The sequence below is a fragment of the Sutcliffiella horikoshii genome (assembly GCF_044809035.1).
GTDB lineage: Bacteria > Bacillota > Bacilli > Bacillales > Bacillaceae_I > Sutcliffiella_A > Sutcliffiella_A horikoshii_G.
In genome coordinates, this window is sequence record NZ_CP085237.1 from 1,393,758 (window position 1) to 1,408,363 (window position 14,606).

17 protein-coding genes and 1 pseudogene are annotated in these 14,606 nt (G+C 40.0%); 13 read left to right on the forward strand and 5 right to left on the reverse strand.

The features are described from left to right. Nucleotides 1-39: 39 nt before the first annotated feature. A complete protein-coding gene (locus LG307_RS07395; RefSeq protein WP_404449427.1) occupies nt 40-579 on the reverse strand; it encodes a hypothetical protein in 540 nt (179 codons plus the stop codon). Beyond that, complete coding sequence (locus LG307_RS07400) at nt 579-1,259, reverse strand: B12-binding domain-containing protein (RefSeq protein WP_404449428.1); 681 nt, start codon at nt 1,257-1,259, stop codon at nt 579-581. Before LG307_RS07400 ends, LG307_RS07395 begins: the two co-directional genes overlap by 1 nt. A gap of 205 nt (nt 1,260-1,464) precedes the next feature. On the opposite strand from LG307_RS07400, the gene LG307_RS07405 reads away from it, so the two are divergent. Next, nucleotides 1,465-2,520, forward strand: a complete 1,056-nt coding sequence (locus LG307_RS07405; protein WP_404449430.1) for a M42 family metallopeptidase — start codon at nt 1,465-1,467, stop codon at nt 2,518-2,520. Nucleotides 2,521-2,562: 42 nt separating this feature from the next. Here LG307_RS07405 and splB read toward each other — a convergent pair whose 3' ends face one another. Both splB and LG307_RS07415 read right to left on the reverse strand, forming a co-directional pair. Next, nucleotides 2,563-3,588 (reverse strand): spore photoproduct lyase, encoded by a 1,026-nt coding sequence (gene splB / locus LG307_RS07410; protein ID WP_404449432.1) that lies wholly within the window; start codon nt 3,586-3,588, stop codon nt 2,563-2,565. Between the two features lie 14 nt (nt 3,589-3,602). Continuing rightward, nucleotides 3,603-3,860: a transcriptional regulator SplA domain-containing protein gene (locus tag LG307_RS07415; protein WP_404449434.1), complete on the reverse strand. Its 258-nt coding sequence runs from the start codon at nt 3,858-3,860 to the stop codon at nt 3,603-3,605. A 118-nt stretch (nt 3,861-3,978) separates the two neighbouring features. Here LG307_RS07415 and LG307_RS07420 point away from each other — a divergent pair. From LG307_RS07420 to LG307_RS07450, 7 genes and pseudogenes are all read left to right on the forward strand, one after another. Further along, nucleotides 3,979-4,065, forward strand: a pseudogene (locus LG307_RS07420) (vancomycin resistance protein); the annotation flags it as partial. Between the two features lie 29 nt (nt 4,066-4,094). After that, nucleotides 4,095-4,349 carry a DUF2164 domain-containing protein gene (locus LG307_RS07425; RefSeq protein WP_404449436.1) on the forward strand — a complete coding sequence of 85 codons (255 nt, stop codon included), beginning with the start codon at nt 4,095-4,097 and terminating at the stop codon, nt 4,347-4,349. Nucleotides 4,350-4,833: 484 nt separating this feature from the next. After that, nucleotides 4,834-6,153 carry an FAD-dependent monooxygenase gene (locus LG307_RS07430; protein WP_404450406.1) on the forward strand — a complete coding sequence of 440 codons (1,320 nt, stop codon included), beginning with the start codon at nt 4,834-4,836 and terminating at the stop codon, nt 6,151-6,153. A 2-nt stretch (nt 6,154-6,155) separates the two neighbouring features. Next, nucleotides 6,156-7,148, forward strand: coding sequence for a class I SAM-dependent methyltransferase (locus LG307_RS07435; protein WP_404449438.1), 993 nt, complete (start codon nt 6,156-6,158; stop codon nt 7,146-7,148). A gap of 235 nt (nt 7,149-7,383) precedes the next feature. Further along, entirely contained in the window at nt 7,384-8,313 is a 930-nt protein-coding gene (locus LG307_RS07440) for a LysM peptidoglycan-binding domain-containing protein (protein WP_404449440.1), read from the forward strand. 164 nt (nt 8,314-8,477) lie between these two features. Next, nucleotides 8,478-9,290 (forward strand): GNAT family N-acetyltransferase, encoded by an 813-nt coding sequence (locus tag LG307_RS07445; protein ID WP_404449442.1) that lies wholly within the window; start codon nt 8,478-8,480, stop codon nt 9,288-9,290. Between the two features lie 86 nt (nt 9,291-9,376). Further along, nucleotides 9,377-10,117, forward strand: a complete 741-nt coding sequence (locus LG307_RS07450) for a phosphatase PAP2 family protein (protein WP_404449444.1) — start codon at nt 9,377-9,379, stop codon at nt 10,115-10,117. Between the two features lie 26 nt (nt 10,118-10,143). Here the strand turns inward: LG307_RS07450 and LG307_RS07455 are convergent, their stop codons facing one another. Next, nucleotides 10,144-10,746: a hypothetical protein gene (locus LG307_RS07455; RefSeq protein ID WP_404449446.1), complete on the reverse strand. Its 603-nt coding sequence runs from the start codon at nt 10,744-10,746 to the stop codon at nt 10,144-10,146. A 95-nt stretch (nt 10,747-10,841) separates the two neighbouring features. On the opposite strand from LG307_RS07455, the gene LG307_RS07460 reads away from it, so the two are divergent. The 5 genes from LG307_RS07460 (at nt 10,842) to LG307_RS07480 (ending at nt 14,595) form a co-directional block, all read left to right on the forward strand. Beyond that, complete coding sequence (locus tag LG307_RS07460) at nt 10,842-11,408, forward strand: hypothetical protein (protein ID WP_404449448.1); 567 nt, start codon at nt 10,842-10,844, stop codon at nt 11,406-11,408. 166 nt (nt 11,409-11,574) lie between these two features. After that, complete coding sequence (locus LG307_RS07465; RefSeq protein ID WP_404449450.1) at nt 11,575-11,802, forward strand: hypothetical protein; 228 nt, start codon at nt 11,575-11,577, stop codon at nt 11,800-11,802. Nucleotides 11,803-11,894: 92 nt separating this feature from the next. After that, nucleotides 11,895-13,166, forward strand: a complete 1,272-nt coding sequence (gene kynU, locus LG307_RS07470) for a kynureninase (RefSeq protein WP_404449452.1) — start codon at nt 11,895-11,897, stop codon at nt 13,164-13,166. A 12-nt stretch (nt 13,167-13,178) separates the two neighbouring features. Continuing rightward, on the forward strand, nt 13,179-13,805 hold the full coding sequence (locus tag LG307_RS07475; protein WP_404449453.1) for a cyclase family protein: 627 nt from the start codon (nt 13,179-13,181) through the stop codon (nt 13,803-13,805). A 67-nt stretch (nt 13,806-13,872) separates the two neighbouring features. Further along, the gene (locus tag LG307_RS07480) at nt 13,873-14,595 is read left to right on the forward strand and encodes an alpha/beta fold hydrolase (protein ID WP_404449455.1); all 723 of its coding nucleotides are present in this window, start codon (nt 13,873-13,875) and stop codon (nt 14,593-14,595) included. Nucleotides 14,596-14,606 lie beyond the last annotated feature (11 nt).

Consider the following 14,606-nt stretch of genomic DNA (forward strand, 5'->3'; position numbering starts at 1 on the left):
CAAGAACCCCCCGTCAGATCATAGACAGGGGTTTTTTTATTATGAACGAAGAAGAACCTTAATATCTTCTAGTTCTGATTGTATTAATTTAATATATTCTAGTTTCCCAACCTCTGATAAATCATCTGTAATAATTCCAAGTAAATCATTTATCGTAGATATCTTTCTTTCAGCTTGCTTTTTATAAAATTCAAAAGAAGGATTAGGTTCTCCGTTAGTCGTTACAATCTCATTCCAGTCATTGTTCTCAAGTTGCTTACGCCATTGTTGGAACTCCAGCTGCACATGCTGAAAAGCAGACGTTTCATTCATACAAACCAAATGGATAAGCTTTTCTTTCTGCTGGTAATGAAAATACACAGTAAACAATGTTGTAGGTGAATCTGTTGTTTTTAGGTTAAGCTCCATAACACCTGGTGAAGGGATGGTCTTGATTTGTTTAAATTTTGCTTTACTGTCCAAATCAACCAAATCTAGGAAGGATGAAACAGGATAGAAAATGTGGGTGACAGACTGAGAAACATTAATAATGTCAAAGTCCTCCGACAATTTTAAATATGGAACTGGAATCCGGTACATTAGAGAAGCACTCCTTTATGGATGGTTCCGGCTTCTTTTCTATAATCTTCCAACCATTGGAAAAGGAAGGATGTATCCTTAGCAATGAGAGTTTCCGCTGGACAGCATGACTGAAAGGCAGATTCCGCATGCAGGCGGCTTCCAACTATGAAAGTGGTGCCAGGGCTTACATTTCGCAGTCGTTCTATTGTTTCTTTTAGTTTTGGTAGGTGGTGCCTAATGGAAACAGAGATACACACGACATCGGGCTTCCATTTTTGTAAACTATATTCTGCATAGTCCAATGGAAGGTTGGAACCAAGGTCATATACATTCCAACCATATTCTTCAAAGAGGGATGAGGCCATTTTTAATCCTAAATCGTGTTCTTCCCCTTCTACACAAAAAAACATGGCACGTGGGGCAGAAGAGTTATCTTCTATAAGTCTATCATTTAATTTTTCTAAATGATATTTAGTTATAATCAATTCACATGTTCCAGTGGCCAGGTGTTCATGTGCAACGGATATTTTATTTTCCTCCCACATTTCACCTATCCGGTACATGGCGTCCCGTAGGACGAAATCATATATAAACGAACTATTGTAGCCTTGATCTGCTGTATTTTTCACACAAGACCAACCAGAGGATACATCTTTCTCAAGAAGGAATTGTGATAGTTTTTTGGAGATTTCATTCATTTGACCCCTCCTATTCCAAACATAGTAATTATTAACAGTATACTATATATTACTTAAAATCAAATGCTTCTTCCTTGAAATGCCTTATTATGGATGTCAGCTGCTTGAATATAGGATTAAAATTACCTTGACACAGGCTATACAAGAGGAGGGTTTTCTCTTATGCTAAATAGAGGTAAATATTAGTAGCAAAGGAAGTGTCACAATGACTTATCAACCCAATGTACAAGAAACCTTCTCATTAATTAAAGAACTTGTTTCTATACCAAGTCCTTCAGGCAATACAGAAAAAGTGATAGAGTTCGTTGAAAGCTATTTAAGCGATTGTGGGGTAGAAACCGTTCGAAATCGAAAGGGAGGCCTGATTGCTTCCATTAAAGGAACCAATGATAACGAACACCGCATGCTGACAGCCCATGTGGATACATTAGGAGCAATGGTAAAAGAAGTAAAATCTAATGGAAGATTAAAACTTACTACAATAGGCGGGTTCCGTTGGAATTCAGTCGAAGGAGAATATTGTCAGATTGAGACTTCTTCTGGTAAAACTTACACAGGAACCATTCTTATGCATCAAACTTCTGTTCATGTTTATAAAAATGCAGGCGATGCCCCAAGAAACGATGAAAATATTGAAGTTCGGATTGATGAAAAAGTAACCAACGCAGACGAAGTGAGAGCTCTTGGAATTGAAGTAGGAGATTTTGTTTCATTTGATCCTAGAGTCCAAATCACAGAGAGCGGCTACATAAAATCTAGACATCTCGATGATAAAGCAAGCGTTGCAATATTATTAAAACTTATCAAATTCATACAATCTGAAAAAATTACCCTTCCTTATACTACACACTTCTTGATTTCTAATAATGAAGAAATCGGGTACGGAGGAAACTCCAATATCACCCCGGAAACTGTGGAATACCTTGCGGTGGATATGGGCGCACTTGGAGATGGGCAATCATCAGATGAATACACGGTATCGATTTGCGTAAAAGATTCAAGCGGACCATATCATTACGGATTAAGAAAGCACCTTGTAGAGTTAGCCAAGAAAAACGAAGTGGATTACAAAGTGGATATTTATCCATTTTACGGCTCAGATGCATCTGCTGCCATCCGCTCTGGCCACGATATCATCCATGGATTGATAGGTCCTGGTATAGAGTCCTCCCATGCTTTTGAGCGCACGCACACAAGCTCGATTCAAAATACCGAAAAGCTCATTTTCCATTATTTGTTGTCGGGAATGGTGGACTATTAATTTAATGAAGGCCCACGACTTTTTTGATCGTGGGCCTTTTCATTACGTAAAATACTCAATTCGCGCCTGCGGGAAATAAGAATGGATGTACTCAGAGAGAGTTTCTTTTATCTCGGTCGCTTCATCCTTGGTGTATACATACTTCCCAATTCCATAACGCCCCCATTTATACTGCCGCTTTGCTTCATCTAATTCAAGCTTTGTCATCGGATAGTTTTGTTGGATGACCCTTTTTGCGGGTTTCGTAAAACGGTGCTGAATTAATTCAAATGTAAGGTCTTCCGTAGCATGTGCAGGGAGTTTATCATATAACTTTTGGAATAGTGTTTTGTATCCTTCTTCCCAGCCGTCATGCAAGTAAATAGGGGCAACGATGAATCCAAGTGGATAATTTGCACCTGCAACTTTGGCAGCAGCTTCAATCCTTAAATCCAAAGACGAAGTTCCAGGTTCAAAATTTTTAATAACGTAATCAGCATTCACACTGAACCGGAACCGTGTTTTTCCACGATGATCTGCATCAAGTAAATGGTCGACATGATGAAACTTGGTCACGAAACGAAGAAGGCCGTGTTCAGATTTACCAAAGTATTCAATCGCTTTTTTCAAGGAATGTGTTAAATGATCAATACCTACAATGTCAGATGTACAGGACGCTTCAAATCTGGTGATTTCTGGAGCCCTTTCTTGCATGTATTTGTCGGCTGCGTCAAAGATTTCATCCAAATTCACGTAAGTCCTGATATACGGCTTGCTTCCCATCGTTGTCTGTAAATAGCAGTAATGGCAATGCCCCATACAACCCGTAGCAAAAGGTATCGCATACTCTGCTGAAGGTTTGGAGGAATCAAACTTCAAGGTTTTCCTGACTCCGACAACTAAAGTAGATTTAGCTGTCCTGTATTTTTGAAAATCGTTATCTCCCGGTAGGTTTCTTATTTGGTTGTGGGAAGTGGTCTCACGGATTTCGAGTCCCATTGATTCGAATTTCTCTTTCAGCTCCACTCCCAGTGGATATTCAAGAGCTTTAGGTTCTATATAAACCAGCTGTGGAACAAACGGTTTCATGTACTGCCCCCCTTTTATTCGTATGTTGGACCAAAATAATCATTATATAATGCTTCAGCTTCTTCTAATGAAGTGAAAAAGACGAACTCATCTGATAATTGATAGAACGTATCATAAAGAAAGATAGACAGCTGACCATCTTCATAAGGATTTGCCATGATGGTTGCCTGTTGAATCGATGCTACATTCTGTGTGTGCGGATTACGATAAAATAAGTACACGGCATCTCCCTCTTGTAAAGAGGAAGACGGAGCTTGTTGGTATATGTCCATGTTAGTCACCTGCTTTTAGTTGATTCTTTTAGTGGTAAGGGTACATATAAATCTAACTTTAGTGTTAAATGAATCGGGAAAAATATCCTTGAGAAATAATGTAAAAGAACTTGAATAACAGGAAGTGTACGATCAATATGTAACGGAAAATCATGCTATTATGATGTATGAGCCACTTTTAGAAACAGCGGAAAAGAGCGGCTAATATATTTTGTATAGAGGTGCGTGTATTAGATGATTTCAATTCCGAAAGAAATGAAAGATCAAATGATCGGCAGAATTCAAGCGTATTATGAAGAAGAACGGGACGAAGAGATTGGCGAGTTAGGTGCTGATCTTTTGCTGGACATATTTATGAAAGAATTGGGACCTTACTATTATAATCAGGGGATTGCCGATGCAAAGGCTTTAGTAGAAGAACGTTGGGGGGCCGTTGAAGAAGATATCGAGGCGTTGAAACGCTCTACTGGGAGCGGCAGGTACAGGTAAGATATTTATAACATGTTGGTTTTTAGAGAACAACTTCTTTGGCTAATGGGGCCGAGAGGTTGTTTTTTTGAATTTGGATTTCTAAAAATGTATTTGATTTAGAGGGTGAGGGTTATACAATTTTAGGGAATCACCCGTGTTTTACTATTTTCGCCCGTAAATTTGAAAAATCGCCCGATTTCACAAATTATCGCCCGAAAGTGGTCCTAAATCGCCCGTAAATCTCAAAAGTCGCCCGTAAGTGCAGAAAATCGCCCGATTCTGTTTAAGCTGTTCTTTTGCTGCAATTCTCTCCGCAATCAAGCTCGTAAAGCCATCCTTCAAGCTGTCCTTCAAGCTGCAAAGCGTGACTTCGACATTGGTTTCGAAAATCCTTCAGGGGTCTGACCCCCTGAAGGATTTTTTTTCAAGCAGTTCTTCAAAACCAGAGAGTTCTCAAGTTTTGCTTTTGTGGTTTAGTGGAATGAAATGAGTATAGGTGGTGATGGTGTTGAAGGCGAATGTGTTGGTGATTGGGGGCGGTGTTGGCGGTTTGACGGTTGCGATGAAGCTTGCGAAGTGTGGCATTGGTGTGACGGTTGTAGAACAGGTCAAAGGAAGTCCTCATATGTACAAGGGGGAGCTGGTGCAACCGAAAACACTGCAAATTTTCGAGAAAAATGGCATTCTTCCTGAGGTATTGCAACATGGTCATAAGATCAACCACATTGAATTGATAGAAAAAAACAAGCTGAATAAAAAAAGCAAGCAACCGATTCAATTGATGAGTTATAACATCCTTCCGGAGCCCTATAATTATGCGTTGATGATCCCCCATGAAACCTTAAAAACAATTCTACTTGAAGAAGCGCAAAAGTATCCTTCCTTTAAATATATTCAGCCTGGCCGGTTCATGGGTTTTGAAGGCAACAAGGCAAAGGTGAGAACGGAAAAGGAAGAAGTACTACTAGAAGCAGATTATTATGTTAGTGCAGAAGGTCGGAAATCCAAGGTCCGCGATACGATGGATGTTCCGAAGAAGGAAAAGCAGTATGATCATCACTTTTTAACCGTTACGTTTCCGAGGCCGGAAACAATGACCGAAGGAAAGATTATTTCTACAGATCATACGTTCCTTGGACTTTTTCCTTTACCGGATAACCTTGTCCGCACCGTTTATCTGATTCCAAAAGGTTCATATAAACAGATGATAGAGGAGGGTTTAGAGTCATTTTATCAAAAATACTTAGAACTGTGTCCGGAGCTGGACGGTTATGTACAAGAGATAGACTCTTGGAAAAAAATTCAGTTGATGATTCCAGTGCATTATCACGTGTCCAATTATGTGAAAGGCAATATAGTACTGCTTGGAGATGCTGCGCATAGCGTGCATCCGATGGCGGGGGAGGGAATGAACTTGGCCATTCAAGATGGGGACGTTCTTGGTGAGCTGTTCTGTTGGATGTATGACAGAGATCGACATTCAACTGAATATCTGTCCCTTTATGAAGAAGTGAGAAAGCCAAGGGTCCGTCATGTATTGAAATTAAGCCACCTTTCCGCTTTAGCTTATTCCCGTCCGCTCAAATCCTTGGTGACGTGGAGAAGCAAAGTGATGAATCAGTTGACAAACGATCCCGTACTTCATATTAAACATATGTTGAACATATCTGGATTGGGCATATGGAAGGAATCTCTAGTAGATAGGGTTATTCAGTCCGGAGTAGCTCCAAAAAGAAAGGACCGGGATGATCGGCAGATTGACAGCCGCCATCTTTTTACGGAAGAAGAAGATTACCCATGGAGAAATAAGGAGGAAGCATAGGTATGATAAGTGAATATGTGAGACTTTTTAAAGCAAGAGGGTATATGAAGAGAAACTTACCCTTCCTATATAGTTGGCATGCCTATGTTGGGTATGAACTGGATTTGTATGAAGCTTTCAAGAAACCAAAAACCATTATGGAAGTAGCGGAAGAACATGATTTAAAGGAAGATCTGTTGAAAAGATGGGTCGAAGTAGGCGGTGTCATTGGTTATCTTAAGAAGAAGTCGAAGGAGCGGTATCAGACAGTAAAAAAATTCATGGTTCCCTCTAGCAAACATAACCCTAGATCTACCGGAGTGCTTTTAAAAGAAATGATGGAACTTCATATTCCTACCCTGATCAAGTATCCAAAAATGATGAAAACAGAAAAGAAAGAGTTGTTTAATCAAAAAGAGCATGGGATGGTTGTAGCGCAAACTTCCTCTCTTTTAGAACAATTGGCTATTCCAAGAGTGATGAAGGTTATGAAAAAGGCTAAGCCGAATACTGTAGTAGATGTCGGATGTGGGAGCGGAGGTTATTTGTTAAAGCTTTCACAGAAGTTTCCGAAAGCCCAAATGCTTGGAGTTGAACTGAACGAGGACGTAGCAGAAGAAGCAAGTAAAAACTGTCAAAAACAAAAACAGGTAGAAATAGTTTGTGCGGATGTGCATGAATGGTCCCCTGAGGAGAAAGTAGATTTCGTCATGTTGAACAATATCCTTCATTATATATCTCCTGATGACCGGAAAGAATTGTTTAAGAAAATAAGTGAATGGCTGCCACCTAAAGGAACATTGTCAGTGGTTTCACCTATACACAACTCCAAACATGGCGGACAGTTTTCAAGTGTGTTCAATAGTTTTTTTACCGCATTTGAAAATCTTTATCCTCTTCCATCTGAAACAGACTTGGAAAACCTTGCAAAAGAGGCGACACTAAAAGTAGATAAGATGCAACCTGTCATCAAAGAAGGCGGATGGTATCAAATCACTTTTACGAAGTTAAAATAGTATTCAACTACAATGGCTTAGCACTGGAGAAATCCTATGCTGGGTCTATTTTTTTTGGCTCAATAATCCTTTGTTAGAATAGTTTTCCTTATCCTTCAAATATAAGGAAAAGTCGTAATAATCCCTTAATATACCCGTTACTTACGTAACCTAAATGTTATTCTACTGTTCTTTGAAACTACTAGAACCATGTTATGATTAAAACACTGAGTCAAATACATAGGAGGTATTTAGTATGAAAAAGACCATGGTTTCCTTGGTAACTGCAGCGGCCCTTGCAGGCACGTTTAGTTTAGGTGCAAATGCCTCTGCTGCAGAAGTTACAGTAAAGAAAGGCGATACGCTTTGGGACATCGCTAAAGCAAATAACATATCAGTAGAAGAAATTAAAGAGTGGAACGGACTATCAAGTGATGTTATCCAACCGCAAGATCAATTGAAAGTAGCATTATCTGAGCGCTACAAAATTGAAAAAGGCGATACACTTTGGGGGATTTCCCAGAACTATGAAGGTGTAACGTACCAGAAGTTAGCAGAGTGGAACTCCATTTCCAATCCTGATTTAATTTATGCAGGGGAAGAGTTAGTAGTCTATGTGGATGGAAATCCAGTCCCTGTCGAAGCTCCAGTAAAAGAAGAAGCACCAGCTGAAGAGCCTGTAACAGAGGCGCCGGCAGAAGAAGCACCAGCTGAAGAGCCTGTAACAGAGGCACCGGCAGAAGAAGCACCAGCTGAAGAACCTGTAACAGAAGAACCAGCAGAGGAAGCACCAGCTGAAGAGTCTGTAACAGAAGCACCAGCAGAAGAAGCGCCTGCTGAAGAGCCAGCTGAAGAACCTGCTCAAGAAGAAGAAACTGCAGCTGATCCAGAAGTGGCGCAAGAATTAACAATGACAGCGACAGCTTATACTGCAACATGTGAAGGTTGCTCTGGTATCACTGCAACAGGAATCAACCTTTTAGAAAACCCTGACATGAAAGTAATCTCTGTTGATCCTGATGTTATTCCTTTAGGATCTAAGGTATGGGTTGAAGGCTACGGTGAAGCAATTGCCGGAGATACTGGTGGAGCAATCAAAGGAAACAAAATTGATATCTTCATTCCAGAATACGAAGATGCTGTGAACTATGGTGTACAAGAAGTTCAAGTAAAAGTTTATAAGTAAAAGATTGATAGAGGCTGCTCGATGTCATCGGGTGGCCTCTTTTTCTATGGTTGACTTAGAGCGGTTGATTTCCGTCTTACATTAAAATTAATCTTCCTTCTTGATAGATTTTTAGGTAAAATATGAGAATATTTCCAAATCTCAAACGGGAAGGGGTATTGATTATGATTAGGAGATTGAAAGAAACGGATCACGGAAAATGTTTTGACTTTTTAAGTGAACAACCTGCAGAAAATTTGTTTATTATTGGAGACATCGAGGCTTATGGTTATGAAAAAGACTTCCAGAAACTTTGGGGAGAATTTAACGAAGATGGGGAACTTATAGCGGTTCTTCTTAAATATGAAGAAAATTTTATTCCATATGCAAAAGGATCCTTTGATGCAGAAGGTTTTGCAAACATCATGTTGAGTGATTCGAAATTTATTATGATGTCAGGTTTAAGAGAGGTTACAGCAAGAATTGAACCTTTTGTCTTGCACCGATTGAAAAGAAAAAGACAAACCTATTATGCGAAGAGTACTGCCTTATCACATGAACTAGCAGCTTCTGTTAATACTTCAAAAGTACTTCAGGCCACTCCAGAGGATGCAGACAGACTTGTCCAGTTATTGACATCAGTTCCTGAATTCAGTGATTCCATCATTACCGTAGAAAGAAAGAGGCGTGTCTTAGAGGAAGGTGTTTCGCGCTCCTACTTTGTGGAAGAGGATGGTGAAATGGTATCTACTGCCTCAACTACCGCAGAAAATACGGTATCTGCCATGGTTGTAGGTGTGGCGACCCTCGAGAATTTTAAAAAGAAAGGCTACGCAACTCAATGCATGGTCAAACTGTGTAATCAACTTCTTAAAGAGGGAAAAGAGTTGTGCTTGTTTTATGATAATCCGAATGCAGGAGTAATCTATAAGCGGATAGGTTTTGAGGAAATTGGATTCTGGATGATGTATTCATTTCATAGAGAAGAGAAAGAGTAGGAACTCCCAACTTTTGTTTAACGTTTTACCCAATCGCTGAAGTGGAATAAGGTAATAGGTACTTATCATATAAACGAGGCGATTGGATGAATTTAAAAGAGGAAGCACGCTATTGGAAGGAACAAATTGATTTTAGTAAGGTATGGGCGCCTGGTCTGCTTATCCTTGCGGGGATAGTTCTCATGATTTCAGCGACAGCTTTGTTCCTTGAATTGGCGGAAGATGTATGGGAACAGGAGAAGTTTACATTTGACCATGTCATTATGGATTATTTTGAATCCATAGAAAGCGGGGCATTGACTGTTACGTTAAGATTGATAACGGAAACAGGGTCCGTATGGTGGATAACCGCTGCGAGTGTACTTACTGTACTATTCCTTTGGTTGAAAAAACGCGACGTACTTGGTGTTGTGTTTTTCATTTTAGCCAATCTAGGTGGAGCACTTTTTATCTTTGTCTTGAAGTATTTCTTTCAGCGAGAAAGACCTACATTAGCTCCGGAATACGACGGAAATGGATATAGTTTCCCGAGCGGCCATGCATTGGGGAGTTTTATCCTTTATGGATTCATTATTTATTTAATTGGAAGAGAGAAACGCTTCTTTGAAACGAGAATGGTTGCCATATGCCTGTTGAGCATCCTTATCATCAGTGTTGGTCTTAGCAGGGTCTACCTTCAAGTTCACTATCCGAGTGACATATTGGCAGGCTATGCTGTCGGTTTGATTTGGTTGATCTGTTGCATCTTCTCGATGGAAATGATGAAGGTATTCCGAGACAAGGATAAACGAACATATCTTTCAGTACTTATCCATAATAGAAAATGAAATAGAACGGTCCCGAATGGGCCGTTCTATTTCATTTGCTCCTCTATTTCTTTATGGAATCTATCTCTGACTTCATCAACATCAGTTGTATCATATTCCTCATGTAACAAAGGTTGTAGTTTTTCCATCACCATTGTTTGCTCGTATAAGTCTCTATCATAATCATGGTTTAATTCTTCAAGTGTCAAACCTAATGCTTCGGCATAAGCTTTATGCTGAGGAATGTCGCTCTGATCCGGCCCTTCCGTTATCCACGAATCTAGTTCTTCTTCTGTAACGGTAACCTTGTATTTATTTTCGGCTACACTCATAAATGTTTCATAATACTTTTGGTTATACTTTGCTTTCTCTAAGGCTTCCTCTTTGGTAAGATCTCTTTTATTCATAAGCCTCTCATCACCTACAGCGCGGATAACCCATTTTTCTAACTCTCTGTTTTCTATTTCCATTTCGGTCACGCGATCTACGATATAATCCATAATGAATGTATATTCTTCATAGGAAAGTTCGGTACCTGCAAACAATCCGTCTAATGGACCCGGTTCATTTGTCTCTTTTTGTTCTTGGCAGGCTGTTAACATTGATAGAGAACAGACGATAATAAAGATAATAAGTTTTTTATTCATCATTTTCACCTATGGCTTTTTCTTTTATCCTACCAATAAACAAGGAAGAGGGCAAAGCAAAGGGTAAGATGGAGCAAGACAGATCGGGAGTGAAGACTTTGTTGAAATTTATCTCTACTTTTATGCTGGTGGCCATTATCGGGGTCATTGGTTATCATTATTATGATTATGCAGATGGAGGTTCCTTGTTTTCTTCCACTACGCTTGCAAGTGTACAGGAAATTGAGCATCAGGAATACGAAGATGCTGTCTTGTATCAAGAAAATAGAGAGGATAGTACATTAGAAGAGTTATCAAAACAACATAAATATTTGAACAATGTAACTGGATGGGGAGGTGCGGACACTGTCGATCTCCGCAACTTAAAAACCTCGGACGAATGGAAAGAATTGAAAGCAGCTGTCAATTGGATGAAAACAGAAGGGTTTGCTCCTTCTAAAGTGTGGAATGACATGGAAAATGCCAACGGTCTCATCTTGCTTGTGGAAAGAAACGATGATCGAACAGCGTTAAAGTACTTACACCGGATCTTTCATGACCTGGACGTAACGCTTAACGAAATCACTGAAGAGCAAGGAGAAACTAACATCTGGGGCGTTACACACGCCCTTGGCAGCAACCGAGAAATAAGGAGAATCAATAACCACTTAAAAAAGAACTTTTAAGCGCCTGAAACGGAGATCAACGATAAACTTTATAACCTGAAGCGGATACGACAACCGCTTCTTCTTTTTTGCAAAAAATTCAAATAATTTGCTGAAACTTAAAGGGAATTTGTCCATAACTGTAGAAATAGTAAGTGTTGTGAAAGGAGAGAAGGAGGAATCCGTCGTGAAAATCACAGAATTTATGGGCAATAAAGTATGCACACTGATGATGGAGTCAGAAGGACATAAAGTGAAGATTGAATTTATGTATTCCGAAATGCATCCAGAAATTCTTGACTACAGTTTCCGAATCAATGGTAATCCTTCCTTACAAACTAGAAATATTGTAAACGATCTTGCGGAAAAGAGAATGCAGGACTTGTTTTATCAATTAACCCAAAACGTTCTTTAGGCGACTCTCCTTGTAGAGTCTCTTTTTTTTATGTCTTGTCGCATTAAACAGAATAATGAGATAATGTTGTAGATAGCAAAGGGGGATGACAGATGAGTATTACACTAGATATGATTCGAAGATGGGATGAAGAGGATTGTTTAAAGAAGTACCGTGAAGAGTTTTACATAAAAAAAGGTTCCATATACATGGATGGTAATTCGCTTGGGCTTTTATCAAAAAGGGCAGAAGCTTCGCTTTTGAGCCTCTTAAATTCCTGGAAAACCCATGGCATAGATGGTTGGACAAGCGGGGAGGAACCGTGGTTTTATTTTGCTGAAAAACTAGGGGAATTAAGTGCGCCGCTTGTGGGAGCGAAAAAGGAAGAAGTAATGGTCACAGGCTCCACAACAGGAAACCTTCACCAATTGCTTGCCACTTTCTATCAGCCGACTGGTAAGCGGACAAAGATATTGGCAGATGAGTTGAACTTTCCTTCCGATATTTATGCGATACAAAGCATTCTGAAACTAAAAGGCTATCATCCGGATGAGCAGCTGATTAGAGTGAAAAGCAGGGATGGACATACTATCTGTGAAGAAGATATCATACGTGAGCTAAATGAAGAGGTAGCAATTCTTGTTTTGCCTACGGTCCTATATCGAAGTGGTCAGCTGTTTGACATAGAAAAAATTACAAAAGCAGCTCATGATAAGGGAATTATCGTGGGGTGGGATGGATGTCATTCTGTCGGGGCCATTCCGCACGAATTTCACCAATGGGACGTGGATTTTGCTTACTGGTGCAACTATAAATATTTAAATTCGGGTCCAGGTGGAGTGGGGGCGTTGTTTGTCCATGAGAAACACTTTGATAAAACACCTGGGTTAACAGGATGGTTTGGTTCTGATAAGCAAAAGCAATTTGATATGGAGCATACGTTTACTCCTGCTGCTAGTAGCGGTGCCTACCAAATTGGGACACCCCACATATTCAGCATGGCTCCGTTGCTTGGTTCTTTGAAAATGTTTGAAGAAATCGGGATGAGAAAAATCCGGACTAAATCACTTCATCAAACTCGAGTGATGATGGTACTAATTCAACAAGAACTTTCGGAATGCGGATTCATTGTGACCAACCCACTGGATGATGCTTGTCGCGGAGGACATGTGAGTCTGGAACATCCTGAAGCTGCACGGATATGCAAATCGTTGAAGGAGCTTGGAGTGGTGCCAGATTTCAGAAAACCAAATATTATCCGACTTGCTCCAGTTGCGCTGTATTCCACCTATGAAGATGTCTATGAAACGGTACAAATTTTGCGAACAATCATGGAAGAAAAGCATTATGAAAAATACTCCAACGAACGGGAAGTCGTTGCATAAGGGGGCAAGACGATGAAAATGTACGATATATCGAGGTCGCTCGGGGAGAATACCCCAACTTGGCCGGGAGATACTCCGTTTCACTACCAGGTAAACTGGTCCAAGCAGCATACAGGATCGGTAAATGTCGGCAGCATAAAAATGAGTGTCCATACAGCAACACATGTGGATGCGCCTTTTCATTTTGATGACAGGGGAAAGCGGTTGAATGAATTAGATCTTTCTATTTTTAAAGGGCCGGCAGTGGTAGTGGATGTGAGAGGTCATCAGAAAATTGAACGGATACATGTAGAAGAGGTGTTAAATCTTCATCATTCGAAGCGAATTATTTTTAGAACGGATGCATGGGAGGACGAAGGGGTATTTCCTGAGAATATACCAACCTTATCTTTAGAGGTGGTGGAATTATTGAGGGAGATGAATACACCATTAATTGGTGTGGACCTTCCGAGTGTAGACGTTCTGGACAGCAAAGACCTACCTGTTCATCATGCCTTGCACCAAGCTAACATTTGTATTTTAGAAGGAATAGATTTACGCGGGATAAATGAGGGAGAGTATGAGCTGATTGCCCTGCCACTACATTTAAAGGGTGCTGATGGAAGCCCGGTCAGAGCAATACTCATAGAAAAAATGTGACAGAAATTTGCTTTCCATTCTGTGTTTTCATACAATAGACAGTAATCTATTATGGTGAGGTACAAAGATGAAAAAATGGCAAAAGATCAGTTTAGTTACCTTAGGGATTGTTGTTAGTGTAGCTGCTGCAGCCTGTCTCTTTTTGATTGCAACACCTTATAAATTAATGAATCAAGAGAGTATGGAATCAACAGACAAAGTGACTGTTACAGAAAATAGTGGTTGGATTTCTTTTTTTCCTTTTGAAGAGAAGGAGGAAGCTGGCATCATTTTCTATCCGGGAGGAAGAGTCGAAGCCGCTGCATATGCACCATTAGGTAAGATGATGGCAGAGCAGGGCGTTCCTTTTATCATAGCGAAAATGCCTTTGCATCTTGCTGTGTTAAATTGGGATAAAGCGGATAAAATCATCAAGAAGTATGAGGATAGAGAATGGATTGTGGCTGGTCATTCCCTTGGCGGAGCAATGGCAGCCAAATATGTGAAAAACAATCCAGATAAGGTCGCAGGCTTAATCTTAATGGCAGCATACCCTTCTGAAGATGATGACTTAACATCATTTAAGGGAGAGGTCATAACGTTTGAAGCCCAACTTGATGGTGTTATTGATGAGGAAAAATTAACAAAGGCTGATTCCCGTCTTCCATCACAGACTTATACCTTTATCCTTCAAGGTGGAAATCATTCTCAATTTGGGGACTATGGTCTTCAAAAAGGGGATAATGAAGCAGGAATACCGAAAGAAGAACAGTGGAAACGAATTGTTCAAGGAATAGTGAGGAGCTTTTAAAGCTCCTCATT